This window comes from Flavobacterium pectinovorum (assembly GCF_006438875.1).
Lineage (GTDB): Bacteria > Bacteroidota > Bacteroidia > Flavobacteriales > Flavobacteriaceae > Flavobacterium > Flavobacterium pectinovorum_A.
Window position 1 is genome coordinate 46,240 of record NZ_RCZH01000010.1, and the last position, 23,623, is coordinate 69,862.

The 23,623-nt window shown below is 34.4% G+C and carries 27 protein-coding genes, 1 tRNA gene and 2 pseudogenes; 23 read left to right on the top strand and 7 right to left on the bottom strand.

Annotated elements, in window-relative coordinates; genetic code table 11:
* Positions 1–4: 4 nt before the first annotated feature.
* Positions 5–556: an alpha/beta hydrolase family protein gene (locus tag EAH81_RS15595; RefSeq protein ID WP_140508734.1), complete on the bottom strand. Its 552-nt coding sequence runs from the start codon at positions 554–556 to the stop codon at positions 5–7.
* Here EAH81_RS15595 and EAH81_RS15600 point away from each other — a divergent pair.
* From EAH81_RS15600 to EAH81_RS15665, 13 genes and pseudogenes are all read left to right on the top strand, one after another.
* Positions 501–953: pseudogene (locus tag EAH81_RS15600) on the top strand (conjugal transfer protein TraG); the annotation flags it as partial. The gene EAH81_RS15595 and the pseudogene EAH81_RS15600 overlap by 56 nt on opposite strands.
* Positions 954–966: 13 nt before the next feature.
* Positions 967–1,650 carry a conjugal transfer protein TraI gene (locus EAH81_RS15605; protein WP_140508736.1) on the top strand — a complete coding sequence of 228 codons (684 nt, stop codon included), beginning with the start codon at positions 967–969 and terminating at the stop codon, positions 1,648–1,650.
* 15 nt (positions 1,651–1,665) lie between these two features.
* Positions 1,666–2,280 carry a hypothetical protein gene (locus EAH81_RS15610; protein ID WP_140508739.1) on the top strand — a complete coding sequence of 205 codons (615 nt, stop codon included), beginning with the start codon at positions 1,666–1,668 and terminating at the stop codon, positions 2,278–2,280.
* 11 nt (positions 2,281–2,291) lie between these two features.
* Positions 2,292–2,927, top strand: coding sequence for a TerB family tellurite resistance protein (locus EAH81_RS15615; protein ID WP_140508742.1), 636 nt, complete (start codon positions 2,292–2,294; stop codon positions 2,925–2,927).
* A gap of 4 nt (positions 2,928–2,931) precedes the next feature.
* Positions 2,932–4,134, top strand: coding sequence for a conjugative transposon protein TraJ (gene traJ, locus EAH81_RS15620; protein ID WP_140508744.1), 1,203 nt, complete (start codon positions 2,932–2,934; stop codon positions 4,132–4,134).
* Between the two features lie 17 nt (positions 4,135–4,151).
* Positions 4,152–4,772 (top strand): conjugative transposon protein TraK, encoded by a 621-nt coding sequence (gene traK / locus EAH81_RS15625; protein WP_140508746.1) that lies wholly within the window; start codon positions 4,152–4,154, stop codon positions 4,770–4,772.
* Between the two features lie 6 nt (positions 4,773–4,778).
* Positions 4,779–5,045, top strand: coding sequence for a hypothetical protein (locus tag EAH81_RS15630; protein WP_140508749.1), 267 nt, complete (start codon positions 4,779–4,781; stop codon positions 5,043–5,045).
* A 4-nt stretch (positions 5,046–5,049) separates the two neighbouring features.
* Positions 5,050–6,345: a conjugative transposon protein TraM gene (gene traM, locus EAH81_RS15635; protein WP_140508751.1), complete on the top strand. Its 1,296-nt coding sequence runs from the start codon at positions 5,050–5,052 to the stop codon at positions 6,343–6,345.
* An 11-nt stretch (positions 6,346–6,356) separates the two neighbouring features.
* A complete protein-coding gene (gene traN, locus EAH81_RS15640; protein ID WP_140508753.1) occupies positions 6,357–7,205 on the top strand; it encodes a conjugative transposon protein TraN in 849 nt (282 codons plus the stop codon).
* Positions 7,206–7,233: 28 nt separating this feature from the next.
* Entirely contained in the window at positions 7,234–8,022 is a 789-nt protein-coding gene (locus EAH81_RS15645) for a hypothetical protein (RefSeq protein WP_241676572.1), read from the top strand.
* Between the two features lie 25 nt (positions 8,023–8,047).
* Positions 8,048–9,079, top strand: coding sequence for a hypothetical protein (locus tag EAH81_RS15650; protein WP_140508756.1), 1,032 nt, complete (start codon positions 8,048–8,050; stop codon positions 9,077–9,079).
* Positions 9,080–9,401: 322 nt separating this feature from the next.
* Positions 9,402–9,677, top strand: a complete 276-nt coding sequence (locus EAH81_RS15660; RefSeq protein ID WP_140508760.1) for a helix-turn-helix domain-containing protein — start codon at positions 9,402–9,404, stop codon at positions 9,675–9,677.
* Positions 9,664–9,984, top strand: coding sequence for a hypothetical protein (locus EAH81_RS15665; RefSeq protein ID WP_241676573.1), 321 nt, complete (start codon positions 9,664–9,666; stop codon positions 9,982–9,984). The genes EAH81_RS15660 and EAH81_RS15665 overlap by 14 nt, the downstream gene beginning before the upstream one ends.
* Positions 9,985–10,028: 44 nt before the next feature.
* On the opposite strand, the gene EAH81_RS15670 is transcribed toward EAH81_RS15665, so the two are convergent.
* The 6 genes and pseudogenes from EAH81_RS15670 to EAH81_RS15695 form a co-directional block, all read right to left on the bottom strand.
* Entirely contained in the window at positions 10,029–11,339 is a 1,311-nt protein-coding gene (locus EAH81_RS15670) for a site-specific integrase (protein ID WP_140508763.1), read from the bottom strand.
* A gap of 291 nt (positions 11,340–11,630) precedes the next feature.
* Positions 11,631–11,711: transfer RNA gene (locus EAH81_RS15675), tRNA-Tyr, on the bottom strand.
* A gap of 418 nt (positions 11,712–12,129) precedes the next feature.
* Positions 12,130–12,516: pseudogene (locus EAH81_RS15680) on the bottom strand (peroxiredoxin family protein); the annotation flags it as partial.
* A gap of 18 nt (positions 12,517–12,534) precedes the next feature.
* On the bottom strand, positions 12,535–13,296 hold the full coding sequence (locus EAH81_RS15685) for a DUF4369 domain-containing protein (RefSeq protein ID WP_140508766.1): 762 nt from the start codon (positions 13,294–13,296) through the stop codon (positions 12,535–12,537).
* Positions 13,297–13,553: 257 nt separating this feature from the next.
* Positions 13,554–13,994, bottom strand: coding sequence for a KTSC domain-containing protein (locus EAH81_RS15690; RefSeq protein ID WP_089351660.1), 441 nt, complete (start codon positions 13,992–13,994; stop codon positions 13,554–13,556).
* Between the two features lie 477 nt (positions 13,995–14,471).
* On the bottom strand, positions 14,472–14,723 hold the full coding sequence (locus EAH81_RS15695; protein WP_140508768.1) for a hypothetical protein: 252 nt from the start codon (positions 14,721–14,723) through the stop codon (positions 14,472–14,474).
* Positions 14,724–14,810: 87 nt separating this feature from the next.
* Between EAH81_RS15695 and EAH81_RS15700 the strand changes: the two genes are divergently transcribed.
* The 10 genes from EAH81_RS15700 to EAH81_RS15740 all read left to right on the top strand — a co-directional run bounded on the left by EAH81_RS15700 (position 14,811) and on the right by EAH81_RS15740 (position 23,254).
* Positions 14,811–15,353 (top strand): hypothetical protein, encoded by a 543-nt coding sequence (locus EAH81_RS15700; RefSeq protein WP_140508770.1) that lies wholly within the window; start codon positions 14,811–14,813, stop codon positions 15,351–15,353.
* On the top strand, positions 15,353–15,502 hold the full coding sequence (locus tag EAH81_RS27640; RefSeq protein ID WP_165593062.1) for a hypothetical protein: 150 nt from the start codon (positions 15,353–15,355) through the stop codon (positions 15,500–15,502). Before EAH81_RS15700 ends, EAH81_RS27640 begins: the two co-directional genes overlap by 1 nt.
* Before the next feature lie 119 nt (positions 15,503–15,621).
* Positions 15,622–15,849, top strand: a complete 228-nt coding sequence (locus EAH81_RS15705) for a hypothetical protein (RefSeq protein WP_140508772.1) — start codon at positions 15,622–15,624, stop codon at positions 15,847–15,849.
* Positions 15,821–16,219 carry a YchJ family protein gene (locus EAH81_RS15710; RefSeq protein WP_241676574.1) on the top strand — a complete coding sequence of 133 codons (399 nt, stop codon included), beginning with the start codon at positions 15,821–15,823 and terminating at the stop codon, positions 16,217–16,219. The genes EAH81_RS15705 and EAH81_RS15710 overlap by 29 nt, the downstream gene beginning before the upstream one ends.
* A 106-nt stretch (positions 16,220–16,325) precedes the next feature.
* Positions 16,326–17,444 carry a vWA domain-containing protein gene (locus EAH81_RS15715; RefSeq protein ID WP_140508774.1) on the top strand — a complete coding sequence of 373 codons (1,119 nt, stop codon included), beginning with the start codon at positions 16,326–16,328 and terminating at the stop codon, positions 17,442–17,444.
* 294 nt (positions 17,445–17,738) lie between these two features.
* Positions 17,739–19,202 (top strand): AAA family ATPase, encoded by a 1,464-nt coding sequence (locus EAH81_RS15720; protein ID WP_140508777.1) that lies wholly within the window; start codon positions 17,739–17,741, stop codon positions 19,200–19,202.
* 592 nt (positions 19,203–19,794) lie between these two features.
* Positions 19,795–20,388 (top strand): 2OG-Fe(II) oxygenase, encoded by a 594-nt coding sequence (locus EAH81_RS15725; RefSeq protein ID WP_140508779.1) that lies wholly within the window; start codon positions 19,795–19,797, stop codon positions 20,386–20,388.
* Between the two features lie 300 nt (positions 20,389–20,688).
* Positions 20,689–21,045: a MarR family winged helix-turn-helix transcriptional regulator gene (locus EAH81_RS15730; protein WP_410501109.1), complete on the top strand. Its 357-nt coding sequence runs from the start codon at positions 20,689–20,691 to the stop codon at positions 21,043–21,045.
* Positions 21,046–21,049: 4 nt separating this feature from the next.
* The gene (locus tag EAH81_RS15735) at positions 21,050–22,369 is read left to right on the top strand and encodes a serine hydrolase domain-containing protein (protein ID WP_140508784.1); all 1,320 of its coding nucleotides are present in this window, start codon (positions 21,050–21,052) and stop codon (positions 22,367–22,369) included.
* Between the two features lie 30 nt (positions 22,370–22,399).
* Positions 22,400–23,254 carry an EamA family transporter gene (locus EAH81_RS15740; protein WP_140508786.1) on the top strand — a complete coding sequence of 285 codons (855 nt, stop codon included), beginning with the start codon at positions 22,400–22,402 and terminating at the stop codon, positions 23,252–23,254.
* Positions 23,255–23,623 lie beyond the last annotated feature (369 nt).

The following is a 23,623-nucleotide window of genomic DNA, read 5'->3' on the forward strand; positions in this document are numbered from 1 at the left end:
TAGGTTATTTAGTACCGTCAATAATCCATTTTTCAGACCGATCTTCTTTTAGAAAATAATCAAACCATTGCAGCATCTTTTGTGTGACGTCATTTTGATTTGCAGGTTTGACGAGGGTATGACCTTCTTCAGGATAAAATAACATTATACTTTTTTTTCCCAATCTGCGAAGTGCCAGATAATACTCCATACTTTGATGTGTGTCCACCATTTTGTCGTCTTTTCCAGTCCAGAGCAGTACCGGCGTAGTAATATTTGCTATATGCATAATCGGTGAATTTGCATTGTATTTTTCTGCCGCTTCGTAGGGAGGTTTATTCATGGTCCACTGTTCACCCTGAAACCGCCACATTTCAGGTTTTCCCAATTGCAGACTTACGGAGTGATACATGCTGTTAAGGTCAGTAATGGCGCCGCTGGCCACAGCTGCCGAAAAGATAGGGGTCTGGGTGATAATAAAAGCTGTCTCGTAACCACCAAAGGAATGCCCGATCAGTCCGTCCGAATATATTAAGTATTTGTTCAAGACTGTGCGGAAATTCTTTGGAGAGGCCATTGTAGTTACTCAGGAGGTTGAAGATATTATTTCCTCGCCAGTTGTCAAACAGGCCATTATCAATAACAGTGACTGCAAGATCCTGTTGGATCAAAGCAAATACCAAAATAAATTTGATCAGATACAGGAATTGCTGGGGCTGACCGAAAAAGAAAAGGCATTGGTGCTATCGGTTAATAAAGCTAATGATCCTGATAAGAAATATAAGGAAGTATTTATTTCTCTGGGAAGTATGCTTTCAAAAGTCTACCGAACAGAAGTTTCACTTGAGGAATATTTGGCCTACACCACAGAGGAAAGCGAGAAAGTGAAAATGAATGCCTATGCCCAAAAGTTTGGAGGCGACATCAAAAAAGGAATCGCCGCTATGGCCCGCGATATGAGAAACGGAAATTAAATGAAAAGGAAAAATGAAAACAAAAATAATTACGTGCATAATCTGTCTATTGCTAATCATCACGCCGGTTAGACCAGCGGAAAAGACAGCTGCACTGCCCATACTGGAAATTGTAAAAGCGGTCACCAAAAAAGTGATAAAAGCAATTGACCTTAGGATTCAAAAATTGCAGAACAAAACGATCTGGCTTCAGAATGCACAGAAGAAGATAGAGAATGTACTTTCTAAATTAAAGCTGGATGAAATTTCGGATTGGACTAAGAAACAGAAAGAGTTGTATAAGGGCTATTATGAAGAACTGGCAAAGGTGAAATCGATTATAACCTATTACCAAAGGATAAAAGATATTACTAAGAAGCAGACCAAACTGGTAGAGGAATATGAAAGAGCTTGGAATTTGTTCAAACAGGATACTCATTTTAAAGAGAATGAAATCCAATATATGGAACGTGTTTATTCGGGCATTTTGGAAGAAAGCTTGAAGAATATGGATCAGATTTTTTTAATACTTGATTCTTTTAGCACGCAGATGAGCGATCTGAAAAGACTCGAAATAATTAATGAAGCTGCAGATCAGATTGATGCCAATTACGATGATCTAACTCTTTTTAATCAACAGAATGTAATTCTTAGTCTTCAGAGGGCCAAGACAGAAGCAGATGTAAATCAGGTCAAACAATTTTACGGAATTCCGTAATTCAATAAAAATATCATGAAAAAAATAATCTCAATATCCTTGATAGTGTTGCTTTTTCATCAGGGAATTCAGGCGCAGGCCAAGCAGAGAAAGGAACTGCTTTTGCAGATCGCTGCTCTTCAGGTTTATATTGATTACGCCAAGAAAGGATATTCAGTTGTATCCAAGGGACTTAATTTTATTGGCGATGCAAAGAGGGGAGAAGTGAATCTTCATGGTGATTATTTTAATTCTCTACTAAAGATTAATCCAAAGGTTAAGAATTATTATAAGACAGCTGAGATTCTCTCCATGCAGTTTAAAATAATGAAAATCTGTAAAAGGACTTATAGTGATCTGAAGGCAAGTGATTTATTTCACGGAAATGAACTGGATTATATAGAGCGTTCTTTTGAAAGACTGCTTGAGAACTGCAGTAATACTCTTGACCAGCTCTTGGTTATTACTACAGATACTCAGCTGGAACTTAAAGATGACCAGAGAATCGAGCGTATTGATGCGCTGCACAAAATGATGCTGGAGGATTATAATTTCTGTTTGTCTTTCAGTAATGAAGCGAAACTTCTGTCTTTGTCAAAGAGTCGTGAAAAAGAAGATGCCCACAATACAGGAACTATCTACGGATTATAAAATAAAAAGCTATGAAAAAAATATTGATTTTGATATTGACAGTCTGTCTGTTAATTGTTCCTAACAGAACAAATGCTCAGTCAGCAGAGATCCAACAGTTGATTTTAAACATTGAAAAACTATCCCAGTTTAAAAAGATCTTAAGCGATATGAAAAAGGGATATGAACTGCTCTCGGGAGGTTATAAAACAGTCAAGGATATGTCAGAAGGAAATTTCAATCTGCATAAAACTTTCCTGGACGCCCTTATGCAGGTGAGTCCTGTTGTAAAAAAATATAAAAGAGTAGGGGATATCATAAATTTTCAGATGCTTCTGATGAAGGAAAGCAAAAATGGACTGAATCGGTTTGTAAAGAGTGGCAACTTTAGCGAAAAAGAAATCAGCTATTTTGAAAAGGTTTATGGAAATCTTTTGAGCCAGAGTTTAAGGAATCTCGATGAACTTACAATGGTTGTAACAGCAGATAAACTAAGGATGTCGGATGACGAAAGGCTCCAGGCTGTAGATGATATTTATCTGCAGATGCAGGATAAGCTTTTATTTCTCAGAAACTTTAATGCAACATCAAATGTGCTCGGACTGCAAAGAGCAAAAGAAGCGAAGGATGTTTATGCTTCCAAAGAACTTCAGGAACTAAAAAACTAAAGCGATGAACATTTTTAAATCTTGCAAAACGTTTCTTTTCATAACCGTCGCATTTTTAATGCCTTTTTTTATCCATGCACAAGGACTTGGAGATAATATGCAGAGCCTTCACTCTGTTTTGGAACAGTTGTATGATGAAATGATGCCGTTATGCAGTAATCTTTTAGCGGTTGGGCAGGGTATAGCCGGATTCGGAACGATTTGGTATATAGCTTCGAGAGTATGGAGACATATTGCCAACGCCGAACCCATTGATTTTTATCCGCTCTTCAGGCCTTTTGTGATTGGATTCTGTATAATGATTTTCCCTTCGGTATTAGCGCTTATCAACGGCGTGCTGAAACCAACGGTTACAGCAACTGCTGCTATGGTTACAGGATCCAATAATGCTGTTGCAGTTCTTCTGAAAGAGAAGGAAAAGGCAATAAAGGAAACTGATCCATGGAAAATGTATGTCGGTGCGACAGGAACAGGGGATAGGGATAAATGGTATAAGTACACCCATGATGAAGATCCGTCCAATGAGAGCATGCTGGCCGGAATCGGCAACGATGTCAAATTTGCAATGGAAAAAGCTTCCTATAACTTTCGAAATTCCGTCAAGGAATTTATGAGTGAAGTTCTAAGAGTTTTATTTGAAGCTGCTGCACTATGTATTGATACACTCAGGACGTTTCAATTGGTGGTGTTATCTATTTTGGGACCTCTTGTATTTGGAATAGCTGTATTTGATGGCTTTCAGCATACACTCACGGTATGGATGGCGAGATATATCAACATTTACTTGTGGCTTCCTGTTGCCAATATCTTTGGAAGTATCATTGGAAAAATTCAGGAACTGATGCTAAAACTTGATCTCTCGCAGGTGCAGGCTACAGGAGACACCTTTTTCAGCAGGACCGATATGTCTTACTTGATTTTTATGATTATTGGAATCATAGGATATTTTACGGTTCCATCGGTTGCCAATTATATAGTCCACGCTGCTGGAGGTGGCGCCTTAGGTCAGAAAGTTACCGGACTCTTTAGTAATTCAACCAGTTCAGTGGTTTCAAAAACATCAATGGGAGCTGGTATGGTGCTGGATTCAATGGGAAATGCGGCAGGGCGGATGTCCCAAAGCATGTCATCATCGACCGGAAGTGCTCCTTATTTTGAGGAGAAAGGAAACTATATGAGCGACAGGCTTAAAGGGAATTCAAAATAATCAAAAAAAATCTGCTCATGTTTACCAAAATGAAAAATATAGATACTGCTTTTAAATATGTCAGAGGTTTTACGATGCTGGTTATTGTGGGATGTATTATGATATGCTGTTATACACTTTACAAAAGTTTTGAGTCGGTAACCCAGATGCAGGATAAGGTTTATATACTGGCAAATGGCAAAGCGCTTGAAGCTTACGCGTCTGAGAGAAAAGATAATGTACCGGTGGAAGCAAGAGATCATGTAAAGACGTTTCACAAGTTTTTCTTTACCCTTGATCCTGATGATAAAGTTATTAAAACCAACGTTACAAAAGCGCTTTATCTGGCTGATGACAGTGCCAAACGGATTTATGATGACCTGAAAGAAAATGGCTTTTACTCCGGAATTATCTCGGGCAATATCAGTCAGACCATTCAGATTGACAGTATCGCAATTGATACCCGTGAATATCCGTACCGCTTTAAATGTTTTGCAAAACAGAACATTATAAGAACAACCAGCATTCTGAAAAGAAACCTTGTAACAGAAGGGTCTCTTCGCAATGTCTCAAGAAGTGACAATAATCCCCACGGCTTTTTAATCGAACGCTTCAATACCATCGAAAACAAAGATCTAACCGTTGAGAATAGAAAATAGACGGCTATGAAATCACTATTCAAAAAACAGAAAACACCTTTTGTGTATCATAGGTATTATCATTCTGCACAGACAAAATGGGCTCAGAAAATGGATGTACTGATCAATGGTCTTTCCAGAAGAAAGCTTATCTGCCTTCTGATTTCATTTACCATTCTAACAGTAAGTTACTTTATCTATAACATTTATACAGCATTTTCAGAAAGTGATTTTCCAACCGCTCAAAAGACAGCCGTCATTTCAAAAATTAGAATTATCAATTTTAAAAAGTAAAATTATGGAACATAAATCAATATCACCCAAAGAATCCAAAAAGCGAAAAATGCTTTTGGTTCTGCCCCTTATAACACTTCCTTTCATCACTATTCTGTTTTACACTTTGGGAGGAGGAAAAATGGAAGCGATGGGAGGAAAAGATGAAATTAAAAAGGGATTTAATTTTAATCTCCCTCTTCCAAAATTTATAGAAGATTCAGCACTTGATAAAATGAGTTATTATGATCAGGCAGCAGTAGATTCTATTAAGCTTCAGGAACAGATCAAAAAGGATCCTAATTATTCCAATCAAAAAATAGTACAAGAATCTATAGGAGAGTTTTCAGATACGGATTTTGAAGTTCAACGATTTCAAAAAGGCAAAGCAGGTTTTAATTCGTCATCATTTCAAAACAGGAACGAGCAGAAAGTTTACCAAAAACTGCAGGCACTTCAAAAAGCAATCAGCCAGCCTGCAATAACCGACAATTATGGTCAGGACATGAGTGAGTTTGAAAACTACGGCTCATCAAAAGGCGTTTCCGATGAGGTAAAGAACTTAGAGCAAATGATGAGTAAGATGGGAGAATCACAGGAACCTGACCCGGAACTCAAACAGCTTGGAGGAATGCTTGAGAACATACTGGATATTCAACACCCATCGCGTGTGCAGGAAAGGTTAAAACAGTCTTCAGATAATAAAAAAGGAAAAATCTTTACGGTTAACCGTAAAAAAGAAGAAGATAATACAACATCGCTTCAGAAGGATAATTCTATCTCAAGTTCTTTAAAGAGTAATTCCTTTTATACAGCTGATGAGAGTCTGGAGCACGAGGAGAAACAGCAAAATTCAATAGAGGCAGTGATCCATGAAACTCAGACCATCGTCAACGGGTCTGTGGTCAAGCTCAGACTAAGCAGTAATATATCTCTGCAAGGCACTATGATTCCCAAAAACACATTTTTATACGGAATAGCATCTTTAAAAGGGGAGAGGCTGGAAGTTAAAATTAACAACATTCAGTTTCGAAATTCAATTTTTCCGGTGGAATTAACAGTGTATGATATGGATGGTATTGACGGGATTTATATTCCAGGTGCAATCAACAGGGATGTTGCCAAGGCTTCTGCTGACCGTTCTATTCAAACCTTAGGGCTGACCGGAGTTACAGATTCCTGGGGAGCGCAGGCAGCAGGAATGGGAATTGAAGCAGCAAAGAGCCTGATGAGTAAAAAAGTAAAATTGATTAAAGTGGTTGTTAAAGCCGGTTATCAGGTACTGCTGTATGACGAGAAACAAAAGAATTTGAATAATTAAAAAATTAAAAGATGAAAATTAGAAATTGGACTTTTATGTTATGCTGTTTGCTGACAATGCTGTCAGGCTATTCGCAGTTTATTAATGAAAAGATTGGTTTGAATCAAGAAGAGTTTAAAAATCTTCAGATAGGATATTCGAAAACTACCAGTATCGTTTTTCCATATGCTATTAAAAGTATTGACAAGGGAAGCCCGGATGTTTTAATGCAGAAAGCCAAAGGAGTTGAGAATATTTTACTGGTCAAAGCGGCAAAGGAGAATTTCAATCAGACTAACCTCACTGTAGTGACAGCTGACAATAGGCTGTATGTATTTGTTCTGAACTATGATGAATCCTGTCCTGATTTAAATATTAAAGCCGATAATACAGCTGTTGTAAGTGGGAATATTTTGTTTTCAATGGAGAACGATAATCAAAAGAAAATTGAGCAGTATGCATGCCTCGCTTTGTCTAAAAAGAAAAAATTAGAAGGACTAAAACGTTCAAGATTTGAAATGAAACTGGATGTCACCGGAATATTCATTCATCAGGACGTTTTGTACTTCAGACTTTTACTGGGCAATAATTCAAAAATTAATTATGAGATAGACCAGCTGAGGTTTTTTATACGCGACCGCAAGAAATCAAAGCGCACCGCATCTCAGGAAATAGAAGTAATGCCTTTGTATACAACTTCTGCCTCTTCCGTAATTCCGGACAAATCTGAAGTGAATATAGTTTATGCCGTATGCAAATTTACGATACCCGAAAAGAAATACCTCACTATACAGCTTATTGAAAAAAATGGCGGCAGGCATATAGAAATAGATGTTAAGAATATCGATTTGATAAATCTCGATGTTCTAAACAGCTTATAAATGAGTAATAACTAAAAAAATAATTGTCATGAATCAGAAAAATTTGGAATTCTTGAAAGATCAGCTGAAATATACCGGCTTTGGAGAAACGTTCGACCAGGACTTGAAGGAGAAAATGCTTAAAGGAGAAACAGAATTTAAGCTTATGAAGGAAGGTGTCTATGGAACAGATTCCATGACTGCAGTGCTGAATTTTAAAAAATCAGATCAAAGCGATTTGTATTTTTTTAATTCCTATCATGTAAACCTTAAAAAAGAAGATTCCAAACAAGGATTGGAACAGACTTTTTATATTAATAACAACAGCAGTAATATTACCCTTAAAGAAGCTTATAATTTAATGGAAGGACGCTCGGTAAATAAAGATCTGAAAACCAAAGAGGGTGAAGTTTATAACGCGTGGTTGAAAATAAATTTCAAAGAAAGCGACGGCAATTCAAACTTCAAATTGGATCACTACCACCAAAATTACGGTTACGATCTGGAAGCAAGTCTTGAGAAACATTCAATTAAAGAACTCAATACTCCAAAGTACAAAGAAGATCTTTTAAACTCGCTAAAAAAAGGAAATCTGCAGTCTGTAACTTTTGTTGTAGCTGGCGTGGAAAGCAAGATGTACGTAGAGGCAAACCCGCAATTTAAAACTTTAAATGTCTACGACGGCGATAAACAGCGAATTAATCATCGCGAAAGCAAGGAGGAAAAAAAGACTGAGTCAAAGCAGAAAGATCACAGCCAGAATAATAACGATGATGAGCCCTCTCAGAAGGAAAAGAACAGTAACTCCCGTTCAAAAAAAGCGGGCAGATCGGTTTAAGGCTCTGCAGTAATAAGGATAGGCTATGTCTTCTGAAAACAATAGAGTAGAAAACGAGATAAAATTGTGGATGTCAAAGGAAGAAAAATTAAAATTTTTATTTCAAAACAGCCCACTGATAGAACGCTCTTTCGGCATAGAGAAACTGAAATTTTTTAAGATGCTGCTTTATAAATATAAAAATACGAAAGCAGTAGACGAAAAAATAACTTTGAGATTTCTTAAGCATGAATATAATAAATTGAGGCGTCAGGTCTATCCTAATATCATTGACCGGCTTTTAAATGAAGCGATTAGTGCTGTTGTTTTTGAAAGGATAGATAAACGTGATTATGTTAGAGATCTGGAATTAAACAAGAAGACTTTAGAGGAACAGCTTATAAAAAGCGGTTTTCATGAGGCTTATAGCAAAGTATTGGAGCATATTCAGGAACAGCAGTTAAATTTTTCTGTTCCCGTTTCTTATCACATCTCAGAAAATGAAAGACTTGAACATTCACTGCAATTTGTAAAAGATGCACAGGGGGCTTACCAGTTTGATGGATTCAGATCTAGTCTAGATACAGATTCGTCGCCATCTAGCCGCAGTACGCACTACTTTAAGAATGAAAAATCTGAGAGTTTTAACGCTGCAGAGGCATACGAAATGCTTGCAGGAAGAGCAGTTCTTAAGAGCGGAACTTGGAAACAGTTTAACTTCTACGATAGAGACCGTAATGAAAATTATCGGATGCATGAATTTCCGGAAGCGTATGGATATAACGTCAGCAATGCCTTAAGAGCAATTCCTCTTAAAAATGATGACTATGAGACATTCGAATCCTTGGCCGATTCTTTGAAAAAGGGCAGGAGGGAAGAAGCAGTACTTCTGATTCAAGGCAGAGAAATGAAAGTTTTTTTGGAAGCAAATCCACGCTTTAAGACCTTGACTTTTTATAACGACAGGATGCAGAAAATTAGTTTTACAGAAATTAAAAACGGCTGTAAAATTAGTCCGCTGCTAAAACCAAAGCAGAATATTGAGACTCAGACCGCAAAAAAGTCGCATCACATGTGATGTTTATATATCTTAAATAGTTATGGAAAATCTTAAACTTTTATCGGAATTTTTTCAGGCAATTGACAACGACTTCAGAATAAGTACAACCCACATTGCAATTTTTGCTGCCCTGCTTCAATTTCGCGCAAACAGAGGTTTTATAAACCCAATACAAGCATACAGCATAGAAATTCAAAAGATTGCCAAAATTATGTCACCTAAGACATATCATAAGTGCATGCGTGAATTGCATGAATACGGATACCTTTTTTATGTTCCAACGAAAAATAAAAGTAGAAGGAGCAGTATTTATTTCATTTAGAATCATAAATAAAATGTTATGGAAGAAATTGTTACAAAGGAAGATCTAAGGCATTTTGGTCTTCTATTACTGGATCAGATACAGGCTATATTTAAAGAAGGAAATTCTCAACAAAAAGAATCGTTAGAACCCCAATGGTTAAAAAGTAAAGCTGTCAGAAAGCTATTAGATATTTCAGCAGGTTCGGTTCAAAATCTTCGAATGACACAGAAAATACGATTTAAAAAGGTTCTTGGCTCGTACTACTACAATAAAGAAGATGTACTAAAACTTTTCAAAGATGAATCAAACTAATAGTAACGGAGAAGAACAAATCATAGATCACTTATCCATTTATATGGATGATCCAAAACTCAGCGTTTGGCATTTGGCTCTTTTAGCAGCGATTCTAAGTTTGGGTTGTAGGCAAGGGGAGAGGAAAAGGATCAAAGTCAGCCGAAGTAAACTTATGCAACTATCGCACATCAATACACTACCTACGTATCATAAATATTTTAAACAACTTCAGGAGTTAGGCTATATTAAATATAGTCCGTCCTACCACCCAGGCTATAAAAGTGAAGTTGAAATAAATGAAAATAGGTTATCTCAAGAATTCTGAGATAACCTATTTTTTTTCACTTAATTGTAACTTGAATTCAAACTTTAAGATGAAGTTACATTATACTTCTTTTTAATTGCTTCAATTTCTTTCTCTAATCTGCTGAGAACCGCTAAATCTGATTTTGAGATTTTCGGTGTGGCTTTATTCAGTTTTTTGTTTAGAAGAGACATCTCGCGTCCTATTGTTGCTTGTTCCGTTATAGCATAGGCTTCAGTCTGTTTGACAGATGCATGTCCGAGGAGTTCCTTTACAACGTTTATTGGTACATTATTGTTTAAGGTAACCGTACTTCCAAAAGTTCTTCTCGCCATATGCGTATTAAGAGTAAATGGAAAACCGCAAAGAATTGCAATCTCTTTAAGATACTCGTTCATTTTCTGGTTGGAAGAAACTGGCAGCACTGTTCCACGCTCTACACAAAGCGGGTGGTCTTTATATTTCTCAATTATTTTAAGTGCCTGAGGAAGAAGCGGGACATTCGTGGTCGAATTTGTTTTCTGTCTCTCAGACATGATCCATAAGTTGCCGTCTATCCCGTCTTTGATATCTGCCCGCCTAAGCTGGTAAGCGTCAATATATGCTAGTCCTGTGTAACACTGGAATACAAATACGTCTCTGACTACATTGAGTCTGTCTGTGGTAAAATAATGCCTTTCTAATTCATATAATTCCTGAGTTGAAAGAGGTTTTTTTACCAGCTTTGTTTTTCTTCCTTTAAAGTTTTTAAAAGGATCTTTTAGGATTATCTCCTTGTCAATCGCACGAATTACTATTTTTTTGAAATTAGCTATGTACTTAAGGGTAGTGTTATTGCTGCAGTCGCGAACTGTTCTAAGATAGAACTCAAAATCTTTTACAAATTCAAGATTTAAATCCGTAAATTCCATGTCATCTTTTTTAAACTTAAATTTAATAAAAGCTGCTAAGTGATTTTTAGTAATGGTAAATCGTTGAAGGGTACCTCTTGCATATCCTTTACCCAAAAGCTCCTTCATTTGGTCATTGTGCTTTTGAAATTCTTCAAGCACTTTAACTCTTGGTGTTACTCTTCCTAATACGTGATCCATAACTTTTTCTGTAGTTAATGGTTTTCCACTGTAAAGAATTTGTGTTTTGATTTCATGGATCTTAAAAGTCAATGAATCCAAAAAGTAATTTAAAGATTTAGCATCTTCTTTAGTGCCTACTGCACGTTCTGTTTTTTGGTCCCATCGCTCGATGTCCCATTTTCGCTTCGTTGATGTTTCCTTAGTAATTCCGTCTACGGTTATTCTAAGGTGAACTGCTCTAATTTTACTTCCTTTGTGGGCGGTTTTTAAAAAAAATGCCATCCCAAAACTGTTCTCTAACATAATTCAGTTTTTTAGATTAATAAATATAGAATTATAGCATCAAAAAAACAAGTCGTTAACCTCGTTAACCCCTTTGTTAATAAGGGTTAAGTTGCAAATCTGTGGCAAAATTTTCTGATGGATTTTTTGCCACGATTTTGCCATAGAAATTTTGAGCGGTTTTAAAAATTTTGAAAAGCAGTATAAAACAAAAAAACCTGCGAATCCTAGGATTTGCAGGTTTTACCACGTTTTTTGCGGGTTTTTGAAAAGATTAAAAAAGTGACCTTTTTACTTCTTTTACCCTTTTTGTGGGGAGAGCAGGATTCGAACCTGCGAAGTTTACACAGCAGATTTACAGTCTGCCCTCGTTGGCCGCTTGAGTATCTCCCCGATCTCAGCGTTAGTGCGCTTTGTTGTTCTAAGCGGTTGCAAATATAGGAACGTTTTTCATGTTTACAAACAAAAAAACAACTTAATTTTAAGTTATTTTAAAGTTATTTTTTAATTCGTTGGAATTGAATAAAATAAAAAAGAACCAATCGAAACTTTTTTTTGATTTATTTTAAAAGATAGGATTATTCTTAAGGTATTTCTTCTGTTTGTGTTTTAAATTTTGAAACTATTAAGTCTTGAGAAACCAGTTTTGATGATGAATTTCTTGTAAATTTTACGCGAATTATTTCAAGATCATTTTGAAATTTATAAGTATTTCAAAAAAATAGAACTTTGCATTCAAAATGTATGGTATTGTGTAAAACAAAAAAAATCTCCACTAGGGAGATTTTTTTGTTTTATTCTGAAATTGGTATTATTTAGCTAAAAGCTCCAATATTTTTGCTCTTAATTCAGGACCTCTTAAGTCTTGGGCAACTACTTTTCCTGATGCATCAAGAATAAATGTTGCAGGAATAGATTGAACGCCGTATTGCGCTGCAATTGGTTCTTCCCAAAATTTAAGATTAGAAACCTGAGTCCAGTTTAAACCATCTTTTGCAATAGCTTCTTTCCAGGCTGCTGCTTCTTTATCTAAAGAAACACCAACAATATTCAGTCCTTTTGAATGTAGCTCTTTATAGATCGCTACAACATTAGGATTTTCCTTTCTGCATGGTCCACACCATGAAGCCCAAAAGTCAACGATAGTTACTTTACCTAAGCTTTCCTTAAGCGAAACTACTTTTCCTGATGGATTAGGAGCTGAAAAATCTGATCTTCATTTAGCGCTGCCAACCGGAGGAGCTGACGCACCAACTGCAGGCATTTTTGCTTGACCTATTTTAGTTTTAATTTCTTTACCAGGAGTAGTGTTCTTTACAGACTCATCTAATGCGTTGTATAAAGTTTCTGTTTTTTTAAGATCAGCACTTGGATCAGCAATCATACTTTGAATAATCAAAGCTGAGATATATGATTTTGGGTGAGTTTCAGCATAAGCAACATATTTCTTTTTAGAATTTGCCTGTACTTCTGTTTGAAGTTCCATGTATTGTTTCATCAAGCCATTGATAGTTGCTGTATCTTGCGCTTGTTGAGCAGCTTGCATTTTCTGAGTATTTTTTTTCTGAAAATCAACTAAACTTTTTTGAGTTTTAGTCAAGTCTTCATTAAATTTCACATACTCATCATTGTTATAAGTACCAGAAATTTTAGATTTATGGATACTGTCTTTATCAATTGCAACAGTAATTTCTCCTGTTTCTAAGATGAAAGGAAGTGGAGCATTAGAACCCTGAACAATTAATGCGTGAAAAGCTGGTTCAGTTACTTTTCCTTTTATTTCGAATTTTCCGTTTTCAACTTTTACTGTATCAAGAGCCACTGTCATTTTTGTAGTTGGATCCTGACCTTGAAGAATGATAGTTTTTCCGTTTTCGATTCCTTTAGCTGTTCCGGTAATTAGATATTCTCCGTCTTTAACTTTGCTGCATGACATAATCGCTACAGAAGCGGTAAGTAAAAAAAGTATTTTTTTCATTTATAAAATAATTAGTTAATTGATTTGTGCAACAAAAGTATCTAAAAATATAAAACTTACAGAATTTTGTAACCTAAAATTTTGTTATAGTTTTTTTTACTCTAATTAGCCTGTAATCAGCATGTTTACTAGCTTATTTCGAGTTAAAACTCAAGCTTTTAATATTATTTTGAATCTAAATTATCTTTTTTTTAATTTTTAAGCATAAAAAAAGCACTCTGTTGCCAGAATGCTTATAAGTATATTATAGTATAAAACTATTCTTGATTTGTTTTCTTTCTCCACGTAAAAGAGTTCAAAATGTGTCTTTTTGCGAATCTTCCAGGAGAATCAGCATTTACCATTTTCACGTAAGTRGCTTTAGGAACACTGATGTATTCGTAAACACTTCCATTAGAGAAATCGATAATTAAACGACCTTCAACAAATTTATAATCAGTAATTGTTGCAGTTGCGATAGTCTCAGTATATTCAGGTAAATTAGCCTTAATCGTTTCAGGATTAATACTTACCAAAAAGTGATAAGCCTCAATGATTGCTTTACTTTTTTCTTCTGCAGCTTTTAAACCAGCATCATCTCCTTGAAATTTATCAGGATGAGCTTCTTTCATCGCATTACGATAAATGGTTTTTAAATCTTTTAACTCTGCAGTTTTCTCTACGTTTAGTAACTTACGGTATTCAACTATTTTTTTCATAAATAAGGTAACTACTTGTCTATTAGTTTGAAATTGAAATTAATTGTTCAAAAGACAAATTTTTTGCAAAGGTACACTTTTTTTTAACTTTTTACTTTTGATCGAAAAAATATTCGAAAAAAATGTAAAATATTGATTGTGAACGCTCAAAAGATTGTTTTTCTATTTACTTAAAAATAATAAGGAGCTATTCCCGCTATCCGTTCCAATCTTTTATGCTGAACCCCAGCATAAAAGGATTTCCTCTTCTATCGGGGCTAGGGCATTAGTTTTCATTAGGATATTCAGTTTTTAAACATGAAATAAATTTAACCACAAAGCACACAAAGTATTTTTATGTATTTGTGACCTTTATAAAAACGCAAAGTTCGCAAAGCTTTATCAATAAAAACTTTGCGAACTTTGCGAATACCTTTGTGAACTTTGCGGTTAAAGCTTTTGATCATCCCAATTGAAGCTGAGAACTGCGACTGAAAACTATTTATCCTCAGGTTTCTGATTTGCTTTATGGAAGTTTTTTGATTTCTTTGGATATTTATCATAACTGATATCACTCGGGTTTTCAATTACAGATTTAATCGTAATCAAATCACCTACAGCATGATTAGCATGTGCCATTTTATAATCTAAAAGATATTGACCACAGAAATAATTATTGTTTTCATCTTTTTCCATGATGCCGGTGTAAACTCCTTTTTGCAACATTTTTTCTTGTGAATCTTTAGACATGACTTTTTTATTTTAAAATTGAAGGTACAAAGTTAATCAATTTATCTTTGTTTTAGGGAGTTCTTGACAATCTCAGTATATTTGCACATGCAAAAAAACTTCAAGCCACATCCTAATTCGTTCAAAAATACCTTTTGCGTATTTAATGAAGTACTTTCAAATGAAATTGAAGGTTTAAAGAAACAGTTTGAAAGCAAAGCCGGAAGTACCTATTATTATACGGAGGCCGGAATGTACCGAGTTTCGAATCATTGGGGAAGATTAGCCAACAGTAAATGGCGTTTAGTTGCAATGGAACCGGAAACTCCATCAAAAACAAAAATCGGCTTTGCTGCCTGGAACGAATTTTATCCTGATAATGCCGAAGAAAAGCTCTATTATATAGAAGCCGATTTTATTAAAAATGCCGTAACCTATCAGCATAAGAAAAATCCTGATTACGATCAGAAAGCGATTCTAAGAACCAGTTTTGAAACCACAAAAAGGATTAAGCAAATAAGAAACTTGCAGCAATTAACTTCTTGGGCAAAACATTTTGATTATGATGATATAGATGATTTACGAAAGCAAATTATCACGGAATTGATTTACACAGAGAAAACTTTAGACGAAATTAAAAGAGAAATATAATGGGACGCAACAACGAAAGAAACATCAAAAAGCACAATGACAAATTGCACAAAGCCCAAAACAAAGTAAAACAGGCTGAAATTGCACGTAAAGAAAAGCTAAAAGAGATCATAAAAAAGTTCAACGAAGACAAAAAAGAAGAAAATTAAAAAAGGCTCGCCACGAATTTCACGAATTAACACGAATTAATTTTTAAAATTTGTGTTCAATACAGATTAAAAATTAGTGATCATTTGTGAAATTCGTGGCAGAAAAAATATAAGAAAATATGAAATTTGAAGATTTAAAAGTAAGTGTACAGGAAATTATTGATTTAATCGCTGCAAAACAAGACAGAGAAGCAAATAATAAATTGCTTGAAGTAAACGAGACCTTAGACGAAATGCTGGATCATGCAGAAGAGGACGAAGATTTAAGAGAAATAAGCCGATATCAGGTTCTGCTAAATCAGCTGCACGTAAAAATTAATGGCGAAGAGCAAGTTGATGGAGAATAAAATCTGTTTTTGTGACACTGGTTTATTGTTTGAAAATTGCTGCGGATTGTATCTTCAAAATAATCAAAAAGCACCAACAGCACTGGCTTTGATGCGTTCAAGATATTCGGCTTATGCAAGTCATAATGCAGATTATCTATTAGAAACCACTCATGCTTCTGAAAGGCAATTTTATTCGAAAGAAGAGATTCTGAAGTGGGCGACAAGTAATAAATGGCAAAAACTGGAAATTTTAAGTTTTACTGAAAATACAGTTGAATTCAAAGCCTATTTTTTAGATACAAATAACCAACCTCAGACACATTACGAATTTTCTACTTTTAAAATAGAAAATGATGCTTGGTATTATGTCGATGGAAAGTTTGAATAATCCACATATTTATAGGTAATTTCAACGGGTTTTGTTTCAATATTTTAACTAAAAATTAATAAACGTTTCTTTTTTCATAATTCTAAAATAGCGTAATTTTAGAATTATGAAAAACGAATTTAAAAAAGGTTTTTATTTTAAGTCGTACGAAGCCCCATTTCAGTCTCCGTTTGAAAAACTTTTTGGCATTTTCAAAGAGCTAATCACCCATACTTCGGGCGATTTTGATGAAGCTATAGACTGGCTTCGGGAGTTAGATAAAGAATATAAACTGACGGATGAGAACTACACAATCGATGATTTTATCGAAGATTTAAAAAAGAAAGGTTACATAAAAGACGAGGTTAAAGAAGATGGAACAGGAGGTTTTGGTATAACTGCTAAAACAGAACGTGCAATCAGGCAGCAAGCTTTAGATCAAATTTTTGGTAATTTGAAGCGTTCCGGAAACGGAAATCACAAAACCAAACATGCCGGAAATGGCGATGAACACACAGGAGAATTCCGCGAATTTAATTTTGGAGATGGTTTAGAACGAATTTCGCTGACAGAAAGTTTACGAAATGCCCAAATCAATAATGGTGTAGAAAGTTTCATGCTGACCGAAAATGATTTGGTTGTCGAAGAAACACAATACAAAGCTCAAATGAGTACCGTTTTGATGATTGACATCAGTCATAGTATGATTCTGTACGGGGAAGATCGAATCACTCCGGCCAAAAAAGTGGCGATGGCTTTGGCCGAATTAATTACAACCCGTTATCCAAAAGACACACTTGATATTTTAGTTTTTGGAAACGATGCGTGGGTAATTCCAATTAAGGATTTGCCGTATTTGCAAGTGGGACCTTATCACACTAATACAGTTGCAGGACTACAGTTGGCAATGGATATTTTGCGTAGAAAGCGAAACACCAACAAACAGATTTTCATGATTACCGACGGAAAACCAAGTTGCGTTCGCGAGCGTGATGGTTCCTATTATATGAATAGTAACGGACTTGACGAATACATCGTTGATAAATGTTATGCTCAGGCACAACAAGCCAGAAAATTACACATTCCAATAACGACCTTTATGATTGCAAACGATCCGTATTTGCAGCGTTTTGTCAATCATTTTACAGAAGCAAATCAAGGAAAAGCATTTTATACCGGACTTAAAGGTTTAGGCGAAATGATTTTTGAAGATTATGAAACGAATAGGAAGAAGAGAGTGCGTTAAAATAGGGGCAAAGGTTCAGAGTGACAGAGGTTCAAAGGTTTTATCGCAGAGGTGCACAGCAGTGCGTCTCCCGCAAGGTTTAAATGTTTACAAATGAATTTTATTCATAACGCATATCGTAGAGGCGCACAACAGTGCGTCTAACACAAAGAATTGTATAATATATTTTCTGCAAATAAATTATATTGACAACGCATATCGTAGAGGCCCACAGCAGTGCGTCTTGACAAAGAAATGACACAATCCTTTGTCATTAAAACAAATTAAAATAACAAAACACATATTTCAATAAAAATGGAAATAAAAAATATAAAAACATTAGGTCAATTAAAAGCCTCGGGATATAAAAGCATAAGTATCAAGGACGAATTACGAAATAATCTTCGGGAGAAAATCAAATCAGGAAAACCTGTTTTTGAAGGTGTTCATGGTTTCGAAAATACGGTAATTCCAGAATTGGAACGTGCTATTTTATCGCGTCATAATATCAATTTATTAGGACTTCGTGGTCAGGCAAAAACACGTTTGGCACGTAAAATGGTCGAATTATTAGATGAATATATTCCGTTTGTAACCGATTCTGAGATTAATGACGATCCATTAAATCCAATCTCACGTTTTGCCAAAGATATTATTGCCGAAAAAGGAGATGAAACTCCAATTTCATGGTTACACAGAAACGAACGTTTCTTCGAGAAACTGGCAACACCGGATGTAACCGTTGCGGATTTAATTGGAGATGTTGACCCAATAAAAGCCGCAAATTTAAAATTGTCATATGCAGACGATCGCGTAATACATTTTGGAATGATTCCGAGAGCAAACCGTTCCATTTTTGTAATTAATGAATTACCGGATTTACAAGCCAGAATTCAGGTAGCATTATTCAATATTTTGCAGGAAGGAGATATTCAAATTAGAGGTTTCAAGTTGAGAATGCCGTTGGATATGCAATTTATATTTACAGCAAACCCAGAAGATTATACCAATCGCGGAAGTATTGTAACGCCTTTAAAAGATAGAATAGGTTCTCAGATCCTAACACATTATCCTGAAAGCGTAGCAATTGCCAGAACGATTACAGAACAAGAAGCAAAACTGGATGAAACCCAGCATAAACTAGTTTACGTACCAAGTTTGGCGAAAGATATTTTGGAGCAAATAAGTTTTGAAGCTCGTGACAGCGAATACATAGACAATAAAAGTGGTGTAAGTGCGAGAATGAGTATTACAGCTTTTGAAAATTTAATGAGTACTGCAGAACGCCGTGCTTTAAAAGCGGGAATTGACAAAACCACTTTACGTTTATCTGATTTTATCGGAATCATTCCTGCCATTACCGGAAAAGTAGAATTAGTTTATGAAGGAGAGCAGGAGGGAGCCGCTGCGGTTGCACAGAATTTAATTGGCTCGGCAATCAGAACTTTATTCCCAACGCTTTTACCTAAGATCGAAAAACTAGAAAAACCAGGAGAAAAAACACCATATTCAGATTTGATAGAATGGTTTTTTGCCGAAAGTGGTTTCGAATTATTAGACGATGCTTCAGATGCAGATTATAAAGCTATTTTAGACGAAGTAACTCCATTAGATGTTTTATTAAAGAAATACCAGCCACAATTGGATAAAAATGACCAATATTTCATGAAAGAATTTATTTTATGGGGATTGGTAGAATATAAAAAATTAAGCAAAGATCGCTTTGCACAAGGTCATCAGTTTAAAGATATGTACGGAAGTTATATTAGTAAATTGTAAATTGTAAATGGTTAATTATTAATTCAACGCCTTCTATGTAAAACCCGACGGATTTTTAAAATCTGTCGGGTTTTTATTTATTTAATATTTCAAATTTTCGTGTAGTTTGTCATCTCGATCCCGAGGCTTCGGGAGAGAGATCACACCAGAAACTCCGTCCCTTGAGTTGCCAATCTTTGTCGAGTTATTCGCGTGATCTCTCTCCCGAAGCCCAATGTCATTAAGTTAAGCTTTTTTTAAATAATTAAGACTGGAAAAAAATCGCGCAAAGTCGCTAAGCCGCCAAGTTTACATACATTTTCTTTGCGACTCTGCGACTTTGCGCGAGATTTATTCGGCAATATTCCCTTAACTTAATGACATTGTCCGAAGCCTCGGGATCGAGATGACAAGAAAATCTAACAGGTTTTCTATGCGCAATTATCTTTGTCAAAGTTTAAAAACTGTGACAAAGATTTTAAATGTAAACTTTTGTCTATCTTCAATTATCTATATACTTGTCGATTTTTATTTATTGAAAATTAACCCATTACCATTTTAATTTCATCTACCTTGCTCTGTTGGCTGCATTTGCAGTTTTCCTAAAATAAAAATGGAGAATAGTTTTGAAGATTTAATTGCTTCTTACATAGAAAATAAAGTGGGTATTGCAGAATATTTTCTGAGCCCGGAGTTAGCCAATCATCTAAAGCAAAATTTACTTGATTTAAATGAGAAAAGCCTATTGCAGGCTGCAGGAATCGGAAATTCTGAAAAACTGAGCTATGACGGCGCAATAAGAAGCGATTCTATATATTGGCTGGACAAAAAGCATAATAATGTCTTTGAAAATGAGTTTTTTGATAAAATTGACGCTTTTGTATTGTATTTGAATGAAAGTTGTTACACCGGAATTACGGGTTATGAATTTCATTATTCCTTATATGAAAAAGGCGATTTTTATCTCAAACACTTAGATCAGTTCAAAAATAATCCAAGCCGTAAATATTCGATGATTAGTTACCTTAATAGTAATTGGCAAGAAGCTGATGGCGGAGAACTGATGATTCATCAGGAAAACAATAATCAGAAAATATCTCCCACACAGGGAAAAACGGTTTTCTTTAAAAGTAACGAATTAGTTCATGAGGTTTTGGTTACCCAAAATACCAGAATGAGTATTACAGGTTGGCTTAAAAGTGATTAGTGTTATCGAAAAGATTTTTACCGCAAAGCACTCAAAGTTTTTTTGTTCTGGTTCGTGCTTAGCAAACCCAAAGTTCGCAAAGCTGATTAAACACAAAGCTTTGCGAACTTTGCGGTAAATTACGAAGTTTTAAATCTAAACGAGTTTATTTAAAAAAAAATAGGAATTAATATAATTTATATTGATATATCAATTATATTCGTATCAAATAATAAAATATGAAACTTGAAAATCCAACCAGAACTCCTTTCTATTCCATCGAAAAGGCCATAAAGGAATATAGAAAACTGGCACAAAAAAATATTTCAAAAAGTTGTAAAAGATATCACTGTAGATCAAGGTTTGGTGTTAATTATATTAAGCGAAAATCAGAATATTGCTCAAAACGAATTAGCAAATCTGGTTTTTAAAGACAATGCGTCGATTACCAGAATTATCGAATTAATGGTTAAAAAAGAATATATAACGCGAACGATTCATGCAGAAGATCGTAGAAAATTCAATCTTGAAATCACGGAGAAAGGATTAAAAACGCTCGAGTTAATACAACCCGTTATTAAAACTAACAGACAAACAGCACTCGAAGGTTTATCAATGCAAGAAATTGACTTACTTGACAAAACACTTAATAAAATAATCACTAATTGTACAAAATAAGAGCATGAAATCAAGGTTAACTCTAATTGCATTGTTGGTATTTACTTTTGTATATTCACAAAAAGAACTGAGTACTAAATTAGAACAATACATGGACACTCAGTTTGCTATTAATGATTTTAGTGGTACTGTGTTGGTTTCTAAAAACGATTCGGTTGTATTTAAAAAAGCATATGGTTTTGCCAATTACGAATGGAAGGTAAAAAATACAATAGATTCGAAATTCAGTTTAGCTTCGGTTTCAAAACAATTTACGGCTGTTGCCATTTTACAATTGGCCGAAAATAAAAAGCTTTCATTACAAGACCCTCTTAATAAATATTTTGCTGATTTTCCAAAAGGAGATAAAATCACTTTAAAAATGATGCTGACTCATAATTCAGGTTTGCAAATGGATTTTGACGAATTGTATTTATCCAAAACAAATCTCGATAAAGATTCCGTTTATACTTATTTAACTAAAAAGCCTCTTTTGTTCGAACCTGGAACAAGTACAGCTTACAGTAATATTGGTTATTATTTATTGGGAAGAATTATCGAAAAAGTTTCCGGACAATCGTATTCAGAATTTCTGAAGGAAAACATATTTAATAAGGCAAAAATGTACAATTCCGGTGTTTCAAACAATGATGTAATAGTCGATAAAATGACGCAATTGTATTATTTAGACAATTATAAATTAAATAAAAATCCATACATCAACTGGAATTTTAATTTAGGACATGACGGCGTTTATTCAACAGTTGAGGATTTAAATTTGTGGAATAAAGCGCTTTTTGATAGCCAGATTTTATTATCAGAAGCATCAAAGAAAGAGATGTTTACATCATATAATAAGCAAAATTTTGGCTTTGGAGTTGTTATTAATCCTTTCTATAATCAAAATCATCAGTTGATTGCGCATGACGGCGGATTTTTTGGAGCAATGACTTCATTAAATAAATTTACAGAGGATCATGTTTTCATTACTGTTTTATCCAACAATCAGTCAAAGTCATATTATATCGCTTATGGTTTAGCGGGAATATGTTTTGGTAAAGAAGTTGAACTTCCTTACAAACACATTCAGAAAGTTATTGATACCCAAGTTTACAATCAATATATTGGTGATTATGAAAATATTAAAATTCTAACTAAAGATAACAAATTGTATTATGTAGATTATAATATCGAGTTGTTGCCAGAATCTGAGACGAAATTTTTTCGATCAGACAATCATAATACAACATTGCAATTCATCAAAAATAAAAAGGGAAAAATTATACTGTTAGAAATTAAAAAGGCAGGAATAAAAGAAACAAAAAATAAAACTAAAGGAGTTTAAATACTATTTTTGCAGTCAAAAATTAATCCTATGTTGTTTCTTGTTTTAAGTATTCTTTGTAGTGTAATTGTAGGTGTTATTTTCAAGATGACCAGAAAGTATAATGGAAATCCAACTCAAATTGTCACTTTCAATTATGTATTGGCATTAGCACTTTGTTATTTTACATTTAGTCCGGATCTAACAACAGTTGACGAGAAAGCACCTTGGAATATTTACATCGCGATTGGCGTTTTATTGCCTGTAGTTTTTCTGTTTTTAGTAGCTTCTATAAAACATATGGGAATCGTAAAAATAGATGCAGCCCAACGATTATCCTTATTTATCCCAATTCTGGCGGCTTGGTTTATTTTTAAGGAAGAATTTAACTCTTATAAAGTAATCGGGCTTGTAATTGGTTTTCTGGCACTTTTATTCATCCTAAGAAAACAATCTGAAAACGTAGAAAACAAATGGATTTATCCTGCTGTGGTTTTAGTGGGTTTTGGCGTTATTGATATACTTTTCAAACAAATTGCATTATATACTACTTTGCCTTATACGACTTCGCTATTTGTGGTTTTTTGTATTTCATTGGGCGTTGCAATCCTTATTAGTGTTTATGAAATTGGAATTAAAAATGTCACATTAGAACCTAAGAATATTCTTTTTGGAGGTTTAGTCGGAATTTTTAATTTTGGAAATATTCTATTTTACTTAAAAGCACATAAGGCTTTCGCCGAAAATCCATCGACGGTTTTTGCCGGAATGAACATGGGAGTTATTATCTTGGGAAGTCTTGTGGGATTACTTTTCTTCAAAGAAAAACTGTCCAAAATTAACTTTCTAGGTATCTTTTTAGCCTTGATTTCTATTATTTTGATTGTTATTTCGCAATTTAATTAATTTTTTAAAGTACATAAAACCTTAATTTACAGGTTCTTTTATGTTATGTTTTTATTATTTGTAAAATAAACTCGACTAATTCTATAGAATTTATAAATATATTTATAAATTTGCAATAACAATGGAAAACTGTAGTCTATATATCATCCCGTTTATGTGCAGCACAAAGATGTGCTGCATGATGAATCATGTGATGAAATGGCGTTAATAGAGAAAGTACACTTGTTAGTTATTTTTTTTTTTTAGCCTTTCATGCACCATGAAAGGCTTTTTTTAGAATTATTAAAAAATTAAGGATTATGAGATCAAATAGAAATACCAATATAATGATGCAATGTTGTCTTATTAAAATTCCATGTTGTCGAATGC

Coding starts and splice junctions, on each gene's coding strand:
- EAH81_RS15650 (WP_140508756.1), top strand. CDS start 8,048: ATGTCTTCTGAAAACAATAGAGTAGAAAACGAGATAAAATTGTGGATG.
- EAH81_RS15665 (WP_241676573.1), top strand. CDS start 9,664: ATGAATCAAACTAATAGTAACGGAGAAGAACAAATCATAGATCACTTA.
- traJ (WP_140508744.1), top strand. CDS start 2,932: ATGAACATTTTTAAATCTTGCAAAACGTTTCTTTTCATAACCGTCGCA.
- EAH81_RS15705 (WP_140508772.1), top strand. CDS start 15,622: ATGAAATTTGAAGATTTAAAAGTAAGTGTACAGGAAATTATTGATTTA.
- EAH81_RS15660 (WP_140508760.1), top strand. CDS start 9,402: ATGGAAGAAATTGTTACAAAGGAAGATCTAAGGCATTTTGGTCTTCTA.
- EAH81_RS15710 (WP_241676574.1), top strand. CDS start 15,821: ATGGCGAAGAGCAAGTTGATGGAGAATAAAATCTGTTTTTGTGACACT.
- EAH81_RS15720 (WP_140508777.1), top strand. CDS start 17,739: ATGGAAATAAAAAATATAAAAACATTAGGTCAATTAAAAGCCTCGGGA.
- EAH81_RS15685 (WP_140508766.1), bottom strand. CDS start 13,296: ATGAAAAAAATACTTTTTTTACTTACCGCTTCTGTAGCGATTATGTCA.
- EAH81_RS15605 (WP_140508736.1), top strand. CDS start 967: ATGAAAACAAAAATAATTACGTGCATAATCTGTCTATTGCTAATCATC.
- traM (WP_140508751.1), top strand. CDS start 5,050: ATGGAACATAAATCAATATCACCCAAAGAATCCAAAAAGCGAAAAATG.
- EAH81_RS27640 (WP_165593062.1), top strand. CDS start 15,353: ATGGGACGCAACAACGAAAGAAACATCAAAAAGCACAATGACAAATTG.
- EAH81_RS15725 (WP_140508779.1), top strand. CDS start 19,795: ATGGAGAATAGTTTTGAAGATTTAATTGCTTCTTACATAGAAAATAAA.
- EAH81_RS15615 (WP_140508742.1), top strand. CDS start 2,292: ATGAAAAAAATATTGATTTTGATATTGACAGTCTGTCTGTTAATTGTT.
- EAH81_RS15670 (WP_140508763.1), bottom strand. CDS start 11,339: ATGTTAGAGAACAGTTTTGGGATGGCATTTTTTTTAAAAACCGCCCAC.
- EAH81_RS15645 (WP_241676572.1), top strand. CDS start 7,234: ATGAATCAGAAAAATTTGGAATTCTTGAAAGATCAGCTGAAATATACC.
- EAH81_RS15735 (WP_140508784.1), top strand. CDS start 21,050: ATGAAATCAAGGTTAACTCTAATTGCATTGTTGGTATTTACTTTTGTA.
- traN (WP_140508753.1), top strand. CDS start 6,357: ATGAAAATTAGAAATTGGACTTTTATGTTATGCTGTTTGCTGACAATG.
- EAH81_RS15695 (WP_140508768.1), bottom strand. CDS start 14,723: ATGTCTAAAGATTCACAAGAAAAAATGTTGCAAAAAGGAGTTTACACC.
- EAH81_RS15715 (WP_140508774.1), top strand. CDS start 16,326: ATGAAAAACGAATTTAAAAAAGGTTTTTATTTTAAGTCGTACGAAGCC.
- EAH81_RS15630 (WP_140508749.1), top strand. CDS start 4,779: ATGAAATCACTATTCAAAAAACAGAAAACACCTTTTGTGTATCATAGG.
- traK (WP_140508746.1), top strand. CDS start 4,152: ATGTTTACCAAAATGAAAAATATAGATACTGCTTTTAAATATGTCAGA.
- EAH81_RS15610 (WP_140508739.1), top strand. CDS start 1,666: ATGAAAAAAATAATCTCAATATCCTTGATAGTGTTGCTTTTTCATCAG.
- EAH81_RS15595 (WP_140508734.1), bottom strand. CDS start 556: ATGGCCTCTCCAAAGAATTTCCGCACAGTCTTGAACAAATACTTAATA.
- EAH81_RS15700 (WP_140508770.1), top strand. CDS start 14,811: ATGCAAAAAAACTTCAAGCCACATCCTAATTCGTTCAAAAATACCTTT.
- EAH81_RS15740 (WP_140508786.1), top strand. CDS start 22,400: ATGTTGTTTCTTGTTTTAAGTATTCTTTGTAGTGTAATTGTAGGTGTT.